This is a genomic window from Actinomycetota bacterium (assembly GCA_019347675.1).
In the GTDB taxonomy this organism is placed as follows: Bacteria; Actinomycetota; Nitriliruptoria; order Nitriliruptorales; family JAHWKO01; genus JAHWKW01.
The window spans coordinates 1-17,442 of sequence record JAHWKW010000025.1 but is presented as its reverse complement, the minus strand read 5'-3'; the positions used below and the strand labels follow the sequence as shown (position 1 = coordinate 17,442).

Annotated in this window: 19 protein-coding genes; 15 read left to right on the top strand and 4 right to left on the bottom strand. The window is 71.6% G+C overall.

Features of this window, described 5'->3' with window-relative positions:
* Complete coding sequence (locus KY462_14455; GenBank protein ID MBW3578912.1) at positions 1-453, top strand: SRPBCC family protein; 453 nt, start codon at positions 1-3, stop codon at positions 451-453.
* Here KY462_14455 and cofC read toward each other — a convergent pair.
* Positions 340-1,098, bottom strand: coding sequence for a 2-phospho-L-lactate guanylyltransferase (gene cofC / locus KY462_14450; protein MBW3578911.1), 759 nt, complete (start codon positions 1,096-1,098; stop codon positions 340-342). The two genes, KY462_14455 and cofC, sit on opposite strands and share 114 nt — an antisense overlap.
* 80 nt (positions 1,099-1,178) lie before the next feature.
* On the bottom strand, positions 1,179-2,102 hold the full coding sequence (locus tag KY462_14445; protein ID MBW3578910.1) for an SDR family oxidoreductase: 924 nt from the start codon (positions 2,100-2,102) through the stop codon (positions 1,179-1,181).
* A 201-nt stretch (positions 2,103-2,303) separates the two neighbouring features.
* On the opposite strand from KY462_14445, the gene KY462_14440 reads away from it, so the two are divergent.
* Complete coding sequence (locus KY462_14440) at positions 2,304-3,410, top strand: D-alanine--D-alanine ligase (GenBank protein ID MBW3578909.1); 1,107 nt, start codon at positions 2,304-2,306, stop codon at positions 3,408-3,410.
* Positions 3,411-3,413: 3 nt separating this feature from the next.
* On the opposite strand, the gene KY462_14435 is transcribed toward KY462_14440, so the two are convergent.
* Positions 3,414-3,650, bottom strand: a complete 237-nt coding sequence (locus KY462_14435) for an Lrp/AsnC ligand binding domain-containing protein (GenBank protein MBW3578908.1) — start codon at positions 3,648-3,650, stop codon at positions 3,414-3,416.
* A gap of 133 nt (positions 3,651-3,783) precedes the next feature.
* Here KY462_14435 and thiL point away from each other — a divergent pair, with 133 nt between their 5' ends.
* Both thiL and thiD read left to right on the top strand, forming a co-directional pair.
* Positions 3,784-4,788 carry a thiamine-phosphate kinase gene (gene thiL / locus KY462_14430; GenBank protein ID MBW3578907.1) on the top strand — a complete coding sequence of 335 codons (1,005 nt, stop codon included), beginning with the start codon at positions 3,784-3,786 and terminating at the stop codon, positions 4,786-4,788.
* Complete coding sequence (thiD, locus tag KY462_14425) at positions 4,785-5,594, top strand: bifunctional hydroxymethylpyrimidine kinase/phosphomethylpyrimidine kinase (protein MBW3578906.1); 810 nt, start codon at positions 4,785-4,787, stop codon at positions 5,592-5,594. Before thiL ends, thiD begins: the two co-directional genes overlap by 4 nt.
* A gap of 61 nt (positions 5,595-5,655) precedes the next feature.
* Here thiD and rpmB read toward each other — a convergent pair whose 3' ends face one another.
* On the bottom strand, positions 5,656-5,862 hold the full coding sequence (rpmB, locus tag KY462_14420) for a 50S ribosomal protein L28 (protein ID MBW3578905.1): 207 nt from the start codon (positions 5,860-5,862) through the stop codon (positions 5,656-5,658).
* A 251-nt stretch (positions 5,863-6,113) separates the two neighbouring features.
* Between rpmB and recG the strand changes: the two genes are divergently transcribed.
* From recG to smc, 11 genes are all read left to right on the top strand, one after another.
* On the top strand, positions 6,114-8,279 hold the full coding sequence (gene recG, locus KY462_14415; GenBank protein MBW3578904.1) for an ATP-dependent DNA helicase RecG: 2,166 nt from the start codon (positions 6,114-6,116) through the stop codon (positions 8,277-8,279).
* Positions 8,276-8,893, top strand: coding sequence for a 16S rRNA (guanine(966)-N(2))-methyltransferase RsmD (rsmD, locus tag KY462_14410; GenBank protein ID MBW3578903.1), 618 nt, complete (start codon positions 8,276-8,278; stop codon positions 8,891-8,893). Before recG ends, rsmD begins: the two co-directional genes overlap by 4 nt.
* A 34-nt stretch (positions 8,894-8,927) precedes the next feature.
* On the top strand, positions 8,928-9,404 hold the full coding sequence (coaD, locus tag KY462_14405) for a pantetheine-phosphate adenylyltransferase (protein MBW3578902.1): 477 nt from the start codon (positions 8,928-8,930) through the stop codon (positions 9,402-9,404).
* 53 nt (positions 9,405-9,457) lie between these two features.
* Positions 9,458-10,021 carry a hypothetical protein gene (locus KY462_14400; GenBank protein ID MBW3578901.1) on the top strand — a complete coding sequence of 188 codons (564 nt, stop codon included), beginning with the start codon at positions 9,458-9,460 and terminating at the stop codon, positions 10,019-10,021.
* 135 nt (positions 10,022-10,156) lie between these two features.
* Positions 10,157-10,696 (top strand): DUF177 domain-containing protein, encoded by a 540-nt coding sequence (locus tag KY462_14395; GenBank protein ID MBW3578900.1) that lies wholly within the window; start codon positions 10,157-10,159, stop codon positions 10,694-10,696.
* A gap of 29 nt (positions 10,697-10,725) precedes the next feature.
* Positions 10,726-10,911, top strand: a complete 186-nt coding sequence (gene rpmF / locus KY462_14390; protein ID MBW3578899.1) for a 50S ribosomal protein L32 — start codon at positions 10,726-10,728, stop codon at positions 10,909-10,911.
* A gap of 150 nt (positions 10,912-11,061) precedes the next feature.
* Positions 11,062-11,745, top strand: a complete 684-nt coding sequence (gene rnc / locus KY462_14385) for a ribonuclease III (GenBank protein ID MBW3578898.1) — start codon at positions 11,062-11,064, stop codon at positions 11,743-11,745.
* 4 nt (positions 11,746-11,749) lie between these two features.
* On the top strand, positions 11,750-12,595 hold the full coding sequence (locus KY462_14380; protein MBW3578897.1) for a hypothetical protein: 846 nt from the start codon (positions 11,750-11,752) through the stop codon (positions 12,593-12,595).
* Positions 12,592-12,870: an acylphosphatase gene (locus tag KY462_14375; GenBank protein ID MBW3578896.1), complete on the top strand. Its 279-nt coding sequence runs from the start codon at positions 12,592-12,594 to the stop codon at positions 12,868-12,870. The genes KY462_14380 and KY462_14375 overlap by 4 nt, the downstream gene beginning before the upstream one ends.
* Before the next feature lie 221 nt (positions 12,871-13,091).
* Positions 13,092-13,292, top strand: coding sequence for a hypothetical protein (locus tag KY462_14370; GenBank protein MBW3578895.1), 201 nt, complete (start codon positions 13,092-13,094; stop codon positions 13,290-13,292).
* Between the two features lie 236 nt (positions 13,293-13,528).
* Positions 13,529-17,074 (top strand): chromosome segregation protein SMC, encoded by a 3,546-nt coding sequence (smc, locus tag KY462_14365; GenBank protein ID MBW3578894.1) that lies wholly within the window; start codon positions 13,529-13,531, stop codon positions 17,072-17,074.
* Positions 17,075-17,442: the final 368 nt, after the last annotated feature.

Sequence of the window (17,442 nt, the reverse complement as noted above, 5' to 3'; positions counted from 1 at the left end):
ATGGCACGCAACCGGACGACCTGCAAGGCGACGCCCGACCGGGTGTTCGCCGTTCTGGCCGATCCCCGCGCCTACGCCTACTTTGTCGCGGGCACGAGGACCATCCGCCGGTTCGACCCCCGATGGCCTGAACCGGGGTCGGTCTTCCACCACAGCCTCGGCCTCGGCGTCACGCTGATCCGCGACAAGACCGTCGCCGTTGAGACCGAACCACCCCGCCGGCTGGTCGTCCGCCCCTCGATGATGCCGCTGGCCATCAACGAGACGATCTTCCGTCTCCGTCCCCACGGCCAGGTGACGCTGGTGGAGATCGAGGAGTACCTGGTGGCCGGGCCTGCGTCACACCGGCTGGTGGCCCCGGTGGTCGACCGGCTGCTGTGGCTCCGCAACCACGTGCTGCTGCGGCGGCTGCGGAAGGTCGTCGAGGCCCGCCAGAGACAACTCCGCCCCTGACGCTGGTGGCTGCGACAACAGCCGGTCGGACAGCCGAGCGAGGACCGCGGCGGTCGCGGCGCCGACCGGGCCTGTCAGCAGGTCGTACAGGTCCTCCCAGGTGTCCACGTCCCGGCGGAAACCGGGAAGGTCGTGCTCGGCCGATCGCAGGCGGGCGGCGGCGGCCAGTGCACGGTGACGGGCGGCCGACCCGACGCCGTACGCCGCGGGGATGACATCCGGCGGTCGACGGACAAGCCCTCCGGTCCCCCCGTCCGCGGTGGGTGCAACTGCGACGTCGGCGTCGGTGGCCAGCAGGGCATCGACCTCGTCGCCGCGCAGGGACGGAAGATCAGCGGCCACCACCACCATGGTCGCGGCGTCGAGCTGCGTCGTCACAGCCGCCAGCGCCGCGTTGAGGCCGTGCGCCTCGGGTGGGTCCAGGCGCACCTCGAGTCCGAGGGCCGCGGCCGCAGCCGCTGCTCGACGCCCCGCCGCGGCGACCACCACCCGGTCGACCGATGAGCACGCCAGCGCGGCGCTGACGTCGGCGAGCATCGCACGGCTCAACGTCGCGCGCTGACTCGGCGACAGGCCGGGGGCGCCCGCCCGGACCTCGAGGCGGGTCTTGCCCCGGCCGGGAGCCCGGAACGGCACCACCGCCACGACCTCGTGCCTCAGCTGTCGTCCTCCCCGACGCCGCGGCGACTGTAGTGGCGCGCGCCAGGTCAGGGTCGAGGTCGGGTCTAGGTCGCACCGGGGGTGGAGTCGATCCTCAACGCCTGCGCCACCCCGAAGGTGGACTCGCTGAGGTTGGCGTACTCGCGGGCGCCATCGATCGACGCGATCTGTGACCAGTGCTCGGCGAGCTCCTCCACCTGCGGCACGTGGTCGAAGACGTGGCCTGTGCCCTCCACGATCGCCACCCGCGCGTAGTAGCCGCCGCCGGCGTAGTAGATCCGCCCCGTCTCGGTACAGCCTTCCCAGGCCAGGTGTGCCACGAGAGGTGAGACGAAGGCAGGATCGAGTCGCTGGAGCAGCTGCGGTGCGAGGACATCCTCGGTCAGGCGTGAGGCCGCGATCGGCGCGATCGCATTGGAGGTGATGTTGTACTTGGCCCCTTCCTGTGCGAGCGCCCGGGTCAGACCGACCACGCCCATCTTGGCGGCGGCGTAGTTGGCCTGACCGAAGTTGCCGTACAGCCCCGATCCCGAGGTCGTGTTGATGACCCGCCCGTAGCTGTTGTCGCGCAGGTACGGCCACGCCGCCTTGGTCACGTGGAACGCGCCGTACAGATGCACCTTCAAGACCGTCTCGAGCTGGTCGGCAGTGAGGTTCTTGAACGACACGTCCCGGAGGATCCCCGCGTTGTTCACGACGATGTCCACTCGCCCGAACGCGTCCAGCGCCGCCCGGATGATCGCCTGCCCGCCTTCCCAGGTGTGCACGCCGTCGTGGTTGGCGACCGCCTCCCCCCCGGCGTCGGTGATCTCGGCCACCACTGCGTCGGCCACCTTGGCGGTGCCGCCCTCGCCGTGGCGGCTGACCCCCAGGTCGTTGACCACGACCTTGGCGCCGCGGCTGGCCAGGAGCGCCGCGTGGCTTCGGCCCAGCCCTCCGCCCGCGCCGGTGACGATCGCCACGCGGCCCGCGAAGTCGATCCCTGCCACTTGCCCTGTCACTTGGGGCGTCCTCGGTCGGCCGGAGCGGGCACGGTAGGCGAGCCACCGTCGCGGTTGCACGCGACTCCCCGCCGGCGGTGACCGCCGCCGCAACGCCTGGTCGTCCGCGAGCCGGTGGGGATCCACGTGGTCGATGACCTACGGTTCGATCCGAGTGGGGATCGCCGCTGGCGACACTCGGGAGGACGGATGGGACAACGCGTGCTGATCCTCTACGGGGGACGGTCCAGCGAGCACCAGGTGTCGTGCCTCTCGGCCCGGTCGGTGCTGGAGGCGATCGACCACGACCGCTACGCGGTCGTCCCGGTCGGGATCACCAAGGAAGGACGCTGGGTGCTCACCAACGGTGACATCCAGGCCCGTCCCGGCCGAGCCCTGCCCGAGGTGGACAGCGACGGGCCCACGGTCGCGTGCATCCTCGATCGCCATGGGCCGGTGCTGGTCTCGTTCGACGCGACCGATCCCGACCAAGAGCGCTACGACACCGTCTCGCCGATCGACGTTGCTTTCCCGGTGCTGCACGGACCCTACGGCGAGGACGGCACCGTGCAGGGGCTGCTGGCGTCGGTCAGCGTGCCGTACGTCGGTGCCGATGTGACCGCGTCGTCGCTGGGCATCGACAAGCGCGCCATGAAGAGCGCCTTCAAGGCACGCGGGCTACCGCAGGTCCCATACCTGCCGGTGCGCTACGAACGGTGGGTCGATGAACGTGGCGCGCTCCTCGACGAGATCGACGGGGCGCTCAAGTACCCGATGTTCGCCAAACCGGCGCGGCAAGGCTCGTCGATCGGAATCACCAAGGTGACCGGGCGCGACGACCTCGAGGCCGGACTTCAGGAGGCGTTCGGCTACGACCGGGTCGCGATCGTCGAAGAGGGGATCGAGGAGGTCCGGGAGGTCGAGGTCGGCGTGCTCGGTAACGCCGAGGTCCACACGACGCTGCCGGGCGAGATCGTGCCCAGCCACGAGTTCTACGACTTCGAGGCCAAGTACCTCGACGCCTCCGAGCTGATTCTGCCGGCGGAGCTGCCCGAGGCGCTCACCGTCCGGATCCGCGACCTGGCGCGCCAGGCGTACCTCGCGATCGGCTGCCGGGGGATGGCCCGCATCGACTTCTTCCTGCGGGGCGACGGGGCGGTGTTCGTCAACGAGATCAACACCATCCCGGGGTTCACCCCCAGCTCGATGTTCCCGCGGCTGTGGGAAGCCGAAGGGTTGAAGTACCCGGACCTGGTCAGCCGCCTCCTGGAGCTCGCCCTGGAGGCGGCCCGGGAGGAGGCCCATTACGCCCCCTGAGCGCTACAGGTGCACGACGGGGCAGGTCAAGGTCCGGGTGATCCCGTCGATGGCCTGGATCTTGGAGACGACCATCTTGCCGAGCTCGTCGACGTTGCCGGCTTCGGCACGGACGATCACGTCGTAGGGGCCGGTCACGTCCGATGCTTCGCTGACCCCGTCGATCTCCGCCACCTGCTCCGCGACGTCGGCCGCCTTGCCGACCTCGGTCTGGATGAGGATGTACGCCGAGACTGCCACGCGCGCTCCTTCGGTCGGGCCCCTCCTGCCGGGCAGGATCGTCAACACCAGCCTACGCGCTCGTGGCCGTCAGACCGGGCATGGTCGCCGTGCCGCGCAGCGGGACACCGTCGAGGAGACAGGAGCGATCGCGGTGACATCGCCGGAGTTCGAGTTGCTCGCCGCACTGCAGCCCCGCCTGGCCCGAGCGGGCCCGGGTATCCCGCTCGGTGTCGGCGACGACGCCGCGGTCGTCACGTTCGGCGATGCCGACATCGCCGTCGCCGTGGACGCCCTCGTCGAGGGTGTGCACTTCGACCTGACGATCTCCAACCACGCGGACGTGGGTTGGAAGGCGATCGCTGTGAACGTCAGCGACCTCGCCGCCGTCGGCGCATCGACCGCCGCGGCGGTCGTCGCGCTGATCCGCCCCGCCGATCTGCCCGACGACGCCGTGCACGCGCTGTACGCCGGCCTCGACGAGGCCGCACGCCGGTGGGGGGTCGCCCTCGTCGGCGGGGACATCGCCGGCGGACCGGTGCTGGCCGTGGCCGTGACCGTCCTCGGCCGGCTCCACGCCGAGCGCCCGCTGCTGCGGTCGGGTGCCCGCCCCGGCGATGCGGTGATCGTGATCGGACCGCTGGGGGCGGCTGCGGCCGGTCTGGCGGCGCACCGCGCCGGACGTCGCGACCTGCTCGACGATCATCCGCAGCTGCTGCGCGCGCACCGCCGGCCGGAGGCGTTTCCTGAGGCGGGCGCGGCGTTGGCGCGCCACGGCGCGCACGCCTGCATCGACGTCAGCGACGGACTGGGGCGGGACCTGGGCCACGTCGCCGCCGCCTCCGGCGTGCGGGTGGTCGTCGATGCCGAGCGGCTCCCCGTCGACCCGGGCGTGGCCGCCGTGGCCGAGGCGCTCGCGATCGACCTGTTCGAGCTGCTGTGCGGCGGGGGCGACGACCTCGCGCTGGTCGCTGCTGTGCCGCCCGACCGGGTGGCGGACCTGGCGCGGCAGCTGCTGGCGCGGGGGTTCGTCTGGCACGAGGTCGGTACGGTCACGGACGGGGACGGCGTCGCGCTGCGCCTCGCCGATGGCAGCGAGCGCGACATCAGCCGGCTCGGCCACGAGCACGGACCCCGACGGCAGGAGGAGGCAGGATGAGCGAGCGTCCCGTCCGCGTGCTGACGGTGGCGGGCTCCGACTCCGGCGGTGGAGCGGGGATCCAGGCCGACCTGAAGACCTTCCAGGCACTCGGCGCGTACGGCATGAGCGTGATCACGGCTCTCACCGCCCAGAACACGGTCGGGGTGCAGGGCGTCCACGAGATCCCACCCGACTTCGTCGTCCGCCAGCTGAAGAGCGTCGTCGAGGACATCGGTGTGGACAGCGTCAAGACCGGGATGCTCGCCAACTCCGCGATCATCACCGCCGTCGCCGCGGCGCTCGACGAGTACGACGTGCGCACCGTCGTGGTCGATCCGGTGGCGGCGTCCAAGCACGGGGACCCGCTGCTGCGAGACGATGCGGTCGACGCGCTGCGCAACGACCTGTTGCCCAGGGCGTTGGTCGTCACGCCCAACGTGGGGGAGGTGACGCTGCTGAGCGACGTCAAGGTCGAGCGGGCCGAGGACCTGCGGCGGGCGGGCGACGCCGTGCTGGAACTGGGGCCGCGCTGGGTGCTGGTCAAGGGCGGGCACCTGCCGGACAACGACGACGCGGTCGACCTGCTCACCGACGGCAGCGCCTACCACGAGATCCGTTCTCGCCGGCTCGATACGCGCGATACGCACGGCACGGGGTGCACGCTGGCGTCGGCGATCGCTGCTCGGTTGGCGCACGGAGACGACGTGGTCGCCGCGGTGCGAGAGGCGAAGAGGTTCGTGACCGGAGCGATCGAGCACGGGATCCGGGTGGGACACGGGATTGGTCCGGTCAACCCCGGCTGGGAGATCGGACACGACTGCTGACGGTGTCCGATCCAGACCCACAGCTGCTCGGGACGGCGACGTCCCGGGGGCGCGGGGTGGGTCAGCCGCCGCTGCCCACCGGTGGTCGCTGGATCTTCCCCGCCTTGACGCACGACGTGCACACATCGACCCGCTGCACCCGTCCGTCCTTGAGCACACGCAACCGCTGGATGTTGGGGTTCCACCGCCGCGACGAACGCCGGTGCGAGTGGCTGACCTGCTTGCCGTACCAGGGGCCCTTCCCGCAGATCTCGCAGACAGCCGCCATTGTGACTCCGTTCACGACTCGACGCACGGTCACACAGCACAACCACAGCACGATGTCGGGAGCACGATGCTGGGCGCGACCGAGGGTGCGTGTCGACCCGCGTCAAACGAGCGGCAGGCGACGGATCGCAGACTAGCGCACCTGCGGCCGTGCCGCACCGTGGCGCCGCTCGCAGCGGTCGACGTTCGCGGCTCGGCCACGGCGCGTTTGTACCCTGCGCCCACGCTGGCGAGCTTCACAGGAGCCGAGCAGTGGCCGACCGGCTGGACCTCGACGACCCCGTCGCCACCGTCCCGGGAGTGGCATCCCGGCGCGCGACAACCTTGCGGTCGCAATTCGGGATCGAGACCGTTCGCGACCTGATCGAGCACTACCCACGGCGGTACGAGGATCTCGGCGAGCTCGTCCCGCTGGACCTCGCGACGGTCGGGGAGCCGGTCACGCTCGTGGGGACCGTCGTGCAGTGGACGCAGCGGCAGCCCACCTCCAAGCGGACCGGCCGCCGCCTCACCATCAGCGAAGCCACCGTCCGGGACGGCACCGGCACCCCCTTCGCCGTGACGTTCTTCAACCAGGACTGGCGACCACGTCGCCACCCGCCCGGGACCGTCGCGACGTTCTCGGGAACGCTCGAGCGTCGCCACGGCCAGCCGCAGCTGGTGATGCCCGACGTCCACGACCTGGGGCGTGACGGGCGGACAGGCGACGTCCACCACCGCAGGCTCGTCCCCGTGTACCCCGCCACGGAGGCGGTCCCGAGCTGGCGGATGCAGGGGTGGATCGACGCCGCGCTGGACCGGCTGCCTGAGGTCGACGACTTCCTCCCCGACGACCTCCGCGACCAGCTCGGGCTGATGCCACTCGACACGGCGGTCCGCGCCATCCACTCCCCGCCCGATCACCGTGCCGCGGCCGCCGCCCGACGCCGGATCGTCTTCGATGAGCTGTTCACCCTCCAGGTCGGGTTGCACTGGCGGCGCGTCCGGTTGGAGGCCGGCAGGGCCGGAATGGACAACGGCCCGACGCCTGACGGTCGCGCCAGCCGGTTCCTGGACGCGCTGGGCTTCACGCCGACCGCGGCCCAGCAGCGCGCGACGTGCGAGGTCGGGGCCGACCTGGCCGCCGACCGCCCGATGCACCGGCTGCTGCAGGGTGACGTCGGATCCGGCAAGACCCTGGTGGCCACCTGGACGATGCTGTGCGCCGTGGACAACGGCCGTCAGGCGGTCCTGATGGCCCCGACCGAGGTCCTCGCTGTGCAGCACCAGCGCACACTGACCGACCAGCTCGCTCCGCTGGGCGTGAACGTCCTCGACGGGATCCGCCTGGAGCTGCTCACCTCGGCGACGCCCACCGCCGCCAAGCGTCGCATCCTCGCAGAGCTGCTGTCGGGTACGACCGACATCGTCGTTGGCACCCACGCGCTGCTGGAAGAGGGGGTGCGCTTCGCCGACCTCGGCGTGGTGGTGATCGATGAGCAGCACCGTTTCGGCGTGCACCAGCGCGTGTCGCTGCGTGAGAAGGCCACCGACCACGCCGCCGCGCCCGACGTGCTGGTGATGACCGCCACGCCGATCCCGCGCTCGCTCGCGCTGACGCTCTTCGGCGACCTCGACGTCACCGTCCTGGACGAGCTCCCGCCGGGGCGCCAGGAGGTCGTGACCCAAGTGATCACGTCGGACCAGACCGGTCGACGTGAGCGCCTGTACGCCTTCGTCCGCGAGCAGGCAGCCCGCGGACGCCAGACCTACGTGGTGTGCCCGCTGGTCGAGGGCTCCGAGGACGTGGCCGCCCGCGCCGCCGAGGACGAGTACATCCGGCTGCGTGACACGGTCTTCGCCGACCTGCGGGTCGGGCTGGTCCACGGACGGATGCGGGGCGACGACAAGGACGCGGCGATGAGCGCCTTCCGTCGCGGCGAACTCGACGTCCTGGTGGCCACCACCGTCGTCGAGGTCGGTGTCGACGTCCCAAGCGCCACCGTGATGATCGTCGAGGACGCCGATCGGTTCGGGATCTCCCAGCTGCACCAGCTACGCGGCCGGATCGGCCGCGGCGCCGACCGCAGCTACTGCGTGCTGTTCGCCGGGCGGCCGGGCGAGGAGCTCACCGACGAGGCCAGGACCCGGCTGGAGGCGGTGGCCTTGACCCATGACGGCTTCGCGCTCGCCGAGGTCGACCTCGAGCTGCGCGGGGAGGGTCAGCTGTTCGGCAGCCGCCAGTCGGGGATGCCCGACCTGAAGCTGGCCCGCCTCGCCGACGACCTGGAGGTCGTCGTCCACTGCCGGCAGCTGGCCGGCGAGCTCGTCACCGCAGACCCCGACCTGGCGGCGCCCCGGCTGGCTGGTCTGCGGGCAGAGGTCCGCCGCCGCTACCGCGGTGGCCTGGAGCAGCTCGAGGCGCTCGCCACGGGATGAGGCCGGTCGCGTCGTACCCTGGCCACCTCGCGGTCGAGGAGGCTGCCGTCAGGGTCATCGCCGGGGCCGCCCGTGGACGGCGGCTGACGGCGCCCCGCGGGCGCGGGACCCGCCCGACCAGCGACCGCGTGAAGGAGGCGCTGTTCTCCTCGGTGCAACCGCGTCTGCCCGGAGCGGCCGTCGCCGACCTGTACGCCGGTTCCGGCGCGCTGGGCATCGAGTCGCTGTCTCGGGGAGCGCGGCTGGCGGTCTTCGTCGAGCGTGCGGCCGGCGCCCACCGGGCGCTCGTGGAGAACCTCGAACGGACCGGACTGGGCCAAGACGCCGTCGTGCTGCACGCCGACGTTCGCGCGGCGCTCCGTGATCGGTTGCCGGGCACCGCGTTCGACCTGGTCCTTATCGACCCTCCCTACGACACCGACCGGATGGAACTGGCGGACGTGCTCGCACACCTGCCCACGGTGCTCGCCCCGGACGGCCTGGTGGTCCTCGAGGCCAGCCACCATGCCCCCGCGCCGCCATGGCCGACCGACCTGCGGCCCACCCGGACCCGGCGCTACGGCGACACCGTCCTGCACGAAGCCGTGGCCGAAGGACACCTGGTCGGCCAGTAGTTTCCCGGCTGGCGACGCACGGAAGGTCCGGCCGATGAGCAACTCCGCAGTGTGCCCGGGGAGCTTCGACCCGGTCACCTACGGCCACCTCGACATCATCGAGCGCATCGCGTCGCGCTTCGACGAGGTCGTCGTGGCGGTGCTGCAGAACCCCACCAAGCAGCCCCTGTTCGACGTCGGCGACCGTGTGCGCCTGATCGAGGAGACCACCGCCCACCTGGGTAACGTCCAGGTCACCAGCTTCCAGGGGCTGCTGGTGCACTTCTGCCACGAGCGCGGGATCGGCGTCATCGTCAAGGGCCTCCGCGCGGTCAGCGACTTCGAGTACGAGCTCCAGATGGCCCAGATGAACCAGCGGCTGGGCGACGTCGAGACCCTGTTCATGTCCACCAGCCCCGACTGGTCGTACCTGTCGTCGTCGCTGGTGAAGGAGGTCATCCGCCTCGGCGGGTCGGTTCAGGGCCTGGTACCCCCGCAGGTCGCCGCGGCGCTGGCCGAGGAGTTCGGTTGAGCCCGGGCCCCCGCCAGTACGCTGGCAGGGAACACCACGGAGCGAGAGTCCACATGGCCGATACCGACACCAGCCGTCCGACCTCGTGGAGCGCCGCACCGAGCGGCTCTCTGGACGTCGAGGCCAAGCTCCACCAGCTCGAGCTCATGGTGGCCGACGGGAAGAACGTCCCGCTGTCCGCCTCCATCATGCTCAACCGGGCCGAGCTGGAAGGCGTGATCGCCGAACTGCGCGGCTCGCTCCCCGACGAGTTGCGCCAGGCCCGGTGGATCCTGAAGGAGCGTGACGAGATCCTCGACCGGGCCCGGCGCGAAGCGGCGCAGCTCCGCGAGGACGCCGAGGCGGAGCGCGCCCGGCTGGTGTCACGGACGGAGGTGGTCCAGGCCGCCAACCGCGAGGCCGACCGCGTCATCGACGAGGCCCAGGAGCACGCCCGCCAGATCCGCCTCGAAGCCGAGGACTACGTCGACGCCAAGCTCGCGAACTTCGAGGTGGTGCTGAACAAGACGCTCGCGGCGGTGGGACGGGGACGCGACAAGCTCCGCGGGCGGATCGCGGCGGACGACCTCGCCGACGTCGAGGAAGAGCGCGCCGACGAGGAATGGGAGACGAGGTGATGGCGTTGAGCGGGGTGCGCGTGGCCGCCACCCCCTGTTCCGCCGGGAGTCGGGTCAGCGCGCGAAGACGTGCGCACAGCGCGCGCTATGTGGCTGTTGTGCTAGCCTCCCGATCCACGAACTCGGAGCCTCCACGTGCGTATCCCCATCACCGACCTCGTCGACCGCCCTGGTGCGACGCGGGAGGTCACCGCCACGCTGACCCGTGGCGAGGTCGACGCGCCCGCGAGCGACTGGGGTCCCGCTGACCAGGCACTCGACGGACCCATCGGCGTCGACCTGCGCCTCGAGATGCTGGTCGACGGCTTGCTGGTCCGTGGCCGGCTGGCGTTCGCCACGTCGCTGCCCTGCGGCCGGTGCCTGACCGACGTCGACGCCGACCACAACGTCGCCGTGTCGGAGCTGTACATCGACCCTCGGCGTCTCGACCCCGACGCCGAGGAGGTCGAGGCCGGGTACGAGATCCTGCCCGAGGGCGTCATCGATCTCGTCGCCATGTTCCGTGACGCGATCGTCGCGACGATTCCGCTGCGCACCCTGTGCCACGCCGACTGCCGCGGCCTGTGCCCCGTGTGCGGCGCCGACCGCAACGTGTCTGGCTGCGGGCACGGCGAGACCACCGGGGTGGATCCACGGTGGGCACCGCTGCAGGACCTCAGCCTGCCGCCGGGCTGATCACGATCGATCGTTGAACAGGAGACGTCATGGCCGTCCCCAAGAGGAAGCTGAGCCGCTCACGGACGCGGCACCGCAAGTCCAACTGGCTCCGCCTCGCCAAACCGACGTACGCCACGTGCAAGCGCTGCAAGAGCCCGATCCGGCCGCACACCGTCTGTCGGGTATGCGGCTCGTACGGCGGCCAGCAGGTCATCGAGCCTGAAAGCTACTAGGGGCCACCACCCGCGCCTCAACGGAGGGCCACGACCGCTGTCGCGACGCGAGTGACGACGACAACCCGGGAGGCGTCCGTGCAGCGGGTCCCCACAACCGGCGACGACGCTGACCGCCCGGAGCTTGCCGAGCTCGAAGCGCGCTTGGAGATGCAGTTCAGCGATGGCGGGATCCTGCGACGGGCGTTGACACACCGGTCGTTCGCGTTCGAGCACGGTGGCCTGCCGACCAACGAACGGTTGGAGTTCCTCGGTGACGCCGTGCTGACGCTGGTCGTGACCGACCTGATCTTCGAGCAGATGCACGAGGCGCCCGAGGGGCGCCTGACGAAGCTGCGTGCAGCGGCGACGAGAACCGCCACGCTCGCGGACGTGGCCCGCGCACTGGACCTCGGCCGGTTCGTCCGCCTCGGGAAGGGCGAGGTCGCCACCGACGGGCAGGACAAGGATTCGATCCTGGCCGACACGTTCGAGGCGGTGCTCGGAGCAGTGCACCTCGATCGCGGCTTCGAGGCCGCCTCGGCGCTGGTGCGTCGCCTGTTCGCCGAGCGTCTGGAGGAGCTGGCCACTCGCGGCGCGGCGCTCGACTACAAGACGAGCCTGCAGGAACTGGCCGCCGCGCGCTTCGGGAGCCTGCCGGTCTACGCCCTGCACGAGGAGGGTCCCGACCACGCCCCGGAGTTCACAGCCGTGGTCTCGGTCGAAGGCATCGAGTGCGGACGGGGGACCGGCGGGAGCAAGAAGAAGGCCGAGCAGGCCGCCGCACGCGAGGCCTACCGGTTGTTGAGCCGGAGCGACCGATCGGCGCCCGGCCCCGACGCGCAGGAGAGGTGACGGGGTGCTCGAGCTACCCGAGGTGGAGGTCCTGCGCAAGGACCTCGAGAAGGAGATCGTGGGCAAGCGGGTCAAGGAGGTCGACGTCAAGATCGCCGCGATCGTGCGGCCCTACCACCGCACCCGCCCGGAGTTCGCCAAGGCGCTGGAGGGCAGGAAGATCGAGGCGGTCCGGCGCCGGGGGACCGTGCTGTTCCTCGATCTCGACGACGAACACAGCTGGGTGATCGATCCTGGTGACACGACGACGCTGCACCGCGAGACGATCAACGAACCGGCCGGGCCCGACACCGACGTCGTCGTCACCTTCACGACGGGCGGGGCCATCCACGTCACCGACCCCAGCGAGGGCGAGTCCTGCCACATGGGGGTGGTGCCGACCCAGGAGGCGTTCGCGGCCGCCGAGGTTCCCCCGGACGCGCTCGACCTGTTCGAGGACAACCCCACCTGGCTGGCGTTCGCCGAGCGGTTGCAGGCCGCCGCCGACCCCCTCAAGCAGCTGCTGATGGACGAGCGCCACGTCCTCGGGATCGGGACCGTCTACAGCGACGAGGCACTGTGGGCGGCGGGCCTCAGCCACGACCGGTCGTCGGAGACGCTGTCGACCCAGGAGGTCCGCCGGCTGTACCGCGCCACCCAGGAGGTGCTGCAGGCCGCCATCAAGCAGCGTGGCACCACGCTCGAGGACGCCACCCCCGATCTCGCCTTCGATGAGGAGGGCGAGCCGATCGCGCACCTGAAGGTCTACGGACGTGAGGGCCAGCCCTGTCTGCGATGCCGGCGTACGGTGGTCAAGACCAAGGTCAAGGGACGCTACCTGACCTACCACTGCCGAGGCTGCCAGATATGAGCCGGACCGCGCGACATCTGCAGATCCGCGGTCGCGTCCAGGGCGTGTTCTTCCGTGCGTCGTCGCGTGAGAGGGCTCGAGAGGTGGGAGCGACCGGTTGGGTCCGCAACTGCCGTGACGGCTCCGTCGAGCTGTGGGTCGAAGGAGAACCCGACGCGGTCGAGACGGTCGTTGACTGGGTCCACTCCGGTGGGCCGCGGGCCGCCCGGGTCGAGGATGTCGAGAGCGACGAGCGCGAACCCGAGGGTCTCGACGACTTCGAAGTCCGCCACTGAACGGCGACGGGGGAACCATCCGGGCGGGTGGTCGCGGCCCACGACCGCCCGCCACGAGCGTCACCGTCGGTTCGACTGTGTCGTCTCGGTCCGGTACCATGCGTGGGCACGGCGCGCTGCCGCACGTCCGCGCTGAGCCGGCGTCACCAGGCACGCGGGGGGCCAGACCGGGACGCACGGGGCGCACAGCACGGGTCGGATGACCCGACTGGGGAGATCACATGGCCAAAGCGATCGTCGGCTCACATGCGGACCCGCGTACGTTCGCGCTCCTGGAGGAGGTCCGGGCGCTCCGCGCACGGGTCGCCGCCCTCGAGGAGGCGCTGAAGCGGGCCGAGGAGGCTCTCTCCCGCAACGAGCGCCGCGTGATCGATCTCGATGCGGAGACACCGCTGGACACCGCGAGCTCCGCGCTGGCCTGATCCGCATCGGCTGAACTCCGGGTTCCCGGGCGCACCGGCCCCCCCGTGGCCCGTCCCGTCCTGGCCCATCCCGTCCGCCACTCCAGCCAGGATCACGCGCGTCTCCGCCACGCCCCGCGAAGCTTCCACCGATCCGGGGCGACCAGTCGGTAGCGTCCGAGCCGGCCAACGGGGGCGCCGTCGGGTGGCCACCACCGAGGCACCGACGTGGACGCGAAGCGGGTGAGGTTCGCAGCTTGTTTCTGAAGTCGCTCACGCTGCGGGGGTTCAAGTCCTTCGCGGAGCGCACCGTCCTCGCGTTCGAAACCGGCATCACCGCGATCGTGGGACCCAACGGGTCCGGGAAGTCCAACATCGTGGACGCGCTCGCGTGGGTCCTGGGAACGCGCTCGGCGAAGGTGCTGCGGGGCGGTGAACTGGCCGACGTCATCTTCGCTGGTTCGCCGGGCCGCCCAGGGGTCGGTCAGGCCAAGGTCGAGATCGTCATCGACAACTCACGTGGCCAGCTGGGCCTGGGCGGGGTCGGGCTCGGCGGTTCCGCCCAGGGCTTCAGCGAGGTCCGTCTGTCGCGGGAGATCCTCGCCAGCGGCGAGAACATCTACGCGATCAACGGCGTGGAGTGCCGCCTGCTGGACGTCCAGGAGCTGCTGTCCGACACCGGTCTGGGCCGCGAACTTCACACCATCGTCGGGCAGGGCCAGCTCGACGCGATCCTTCACGCCAAGCCCGAGGAGCGCCGCGCGTTCATCGAGGAGGCCGCAGGGATCCTGAAGCACCGCCGCCGGCGCGAACGCGCGCACCGCAAGCTCGAGAACGTCGACGTCCACGTCGAGAAACTGCGCACGGTGCTGCGCGAGCTGGGCCGCCAGCTGCGTCCCCTCGAGCGGCAAGCCGAAGCCGCCAACAAGCACGCGCGGCTGCAGGCGGAACTGCGCGAGGCGCGCACCCGACTCGCGGGACACGATCTGGCAGGCCTGCGTCGAGCGTGGCAGCAGGCAGACGAGCACGACACCGCGACCGCCACCGAACAGGCCGCGCTCGAGGCGGCGACCGGCGAGCTGGAGGCTGCGGTCGACGGCGCCGAGGAGCAGCTACGGGCCGACGCCCCCCGTGCCGAAGCGGCCCGAGCCGCCGTCGAACGGCTCGCACGCTTGCGGGAACGGTTGCAGGGCACCGCCACCCTGATCGAGGCCCGCCGCCGTCACCTCCTTGAGTACGTCGAGGACCCGCTGGCGGGGCGCCCCCCCGACGAACTCCGCGCCCAGGCTGACCGGGTCGACGCCGAACACTCCGCTCGTCTGCAGGCCCTGGCCACAGCCCGCGCCGAACTGGAACGGGCCATGGTCGCCAGTCGCGACGCGCAGCTCGCCCGGCGCGAACACGAGCGCAACCAGGCCGCGTCCGCGCGGGCACGGACCGAGGCGCGCGAGCGCTACCTGCGGTGGGAGGGCGATGTCCGCGCGCACCGCAACGCCGTGGACGCCGCTTCGGCGGAGGCGACACGGCTGGAGACCCAGCTGGGCGAACTCGACGCCCGCGGGCGACAACTGCGTGTGGAGATCGAGGGGGTACAGGACGACATCCGTCGGTTGGACGCCGAGGAATGGCATCTGACCGAGAGCGTCGAGCACACCGAGTCCGCGCTCGCGGAGGCCGAGGCCGACCTGGAAGCAGCCGTCGTGCACCAACACGACCTCGAGCGCGAACGGGCCTCCCAGGCCGCCCGGGCAGAAGCCCTGCGAGCCGCCTCCGCCCAGACCGACGACGGCGCCACGGCGCTGCTGAGGTCACAGCTCGACGGGGTGCTCGGCCTCCTGACCGACCACGTCCGCGTCGAGGCCGGGGCAGAGGCCGCCGTGGCCGCCGCGCTCGGCCCGCTCGACGACGCCGTGGTGGCACGTTCCGCGGGTCACGCAGCGGGCGCCGTGGCGCACCTTCGTCGCGCCCACCACGGGCGGACAGTCGTGCTCCCGTCCCGCGCCGCGGACGAGGCCGCCGCCGTGGCGCCCGCCCCACCGGCCGGGTCCCGGCCGGTGGCCGAACTCCTGACGGCCCGTGACCGTGACTCGGTCGGGGTGCTGGCGGCACTTCGCCACGCTCTGGCCGGCACCTTCATCGTCGTCGACTGGCCCCAGGCGGTCGCGCTGCACGAGGAACATCCCGATCTGACCTTCGTCACCCCGGACGGAGACGTGGCCGGTCCCTGCGGGTTCGTCGGGGGATCGACGCCGGACCGCTCGTCGATGGTCAGCGCCGCGGCCGCCGAGGAAGCCGAACGACGCGTCGCCGCGCTCGATGACGCTGTGACGGCGACGGCATCCGAGGTTGCGCAAGCCCGTGCCCGCGTGGACCAACGGCGCACCCAGCTCGCCACGGCCACCGCGGCGCTCAATGGGTCCGACGCCCGCATCACCGGCGCCGCTGACCAGCTGGCGCGCCTCACCAAGGACCTCGACGCGCTCACCCGCCAGGAGGGACTGTTACGCCAGCACCGGGCCGAACTCACCGCGTCGGTCGAGCGCCACCAGCAGGCGCTGGTGACCCTGGAGACCGAGGAGCTGGTGGCGCCGCCCGCCGGTGACGACCCCGACCGAGCCGACCGTGACGCCGAAGCGGATCGGCTCGACCGCAGGGTCGAGGAGTGCCGCAGCCGCGAGCTGGACGCCCGCCTGGCGGTCGAGCGCCTCGACGAACAGGGGCAGCATCTGCGACGTGGCGCCGCGGAGCTGCGCGACGAAGCCCACCAGGTCGAGCAGGCCCTGGCGGAGGCCGCTCGTCGGCGCGACCTGCGTCGCCACCACGTACGCCGCTGCGGCGACCTGGCAGCGGTCGCCGCGGAGGCGCTGACCAACATCGAAGGGTCGATCCGCGACGCGTGCGCCGACCGAGATCGTCTCGACGTCGACCGGGCGCGCCGGGAACAGGAGTTGGCCGCGCTCCGCCGTCGCCTGCGGGAGCAGGCGACCGAGCTCGACGCGGCACGGGAGCGGCGCCACGCCGCCGACCTGCAACGGGCCGAGGTGCGCCACCGCCTCGACGAGCTGACCACGCGGGTGCGTGACGAGTTCCAGCTGGCGCCCGACGATCTGCTCGCCGAGCATCCCGACGCGGCCACCGACGACCGGGCCGACCTGGTCGCACAGCTCGAGACGCTCGAACGCAAGGTGACGTCGCTCGGCCGTGTCAACCCGCTCGCGCTCGAGGAGTTCCACGCGCTCGAAGAACGCCACCGGTTCCTGTCACGTCAGCTGCACGATCTCCTCACCAGTCGCCGCGACCTCCACGACATCATCCGGGCTGTGGACGCCAAGATCCGCGACGTGTTCGCCGACGCCTTCCGCGACGTCTCCCGCGAGTTCGAGGACGTGTTCGCAACCGTCTTCCCCGGCGGTCATGGCCGGCTGACGCTCACCGACCCCGATGACCTGCTCACCACGGGCATCGAGGTCGAGGCCCGCCCGCCCGGCAAGCGGATCCGGCGCCTGTCGCTGCTGTCCGGCGGGGAGCGGTCGCTCGCCGCGCTGGCGTTCCTGTTCGCGATCTTCCGGGCCCGGCCGTCGCCGTTCTACGTCCTCGACGAGGTCGAAGCGTCACTCGACGAGGTGAACCTGCGGCGGTTCCTGCAGGTGGTGGAGTCGTTCAAGCAGACCTCGCAGGTTCTGCTGGTCACGCACCAGACCCCCACCATGGAGATCGCCGACCTGTTGTACGGCGTGACGATGGGCGCCGATGCCGTCTCGAAGGTCGTCGCCGAGCGTCTGAGCGAGGACGTCCCCGCCTAGCCGACGCCTAGCCGACGCCTAGCCGTGATCGCGCGACGCCGACGAGGCTGTGCACGTGTCGCTGCGTCGGGGCGCCCGGTGGCCCGCCAGCTCGTCGACGAAGCGCCGGAGCCGCTCGACGGCCACCTGGTCGACGGGTTGGGGCAGGGGTGGGCGCCCCGACGCACGGTTGGGTGCGCGGGCCGCGACGGTGACTCGACCGGGGCGGTGACCACCTCCACGCAGGGCGGCGACCACCGTGACGCAGCCCCGGAAGATCAGAAGGGCAGGTCGGGGTCGTGGTCGAGTGGCAGTTGCGGGTCGTGGTCGTCGCCGTCGCCGGGGGCGGGTGGGGCGTTGCCGTTGCTTGCGGCGGGTTGGGGTGGGGG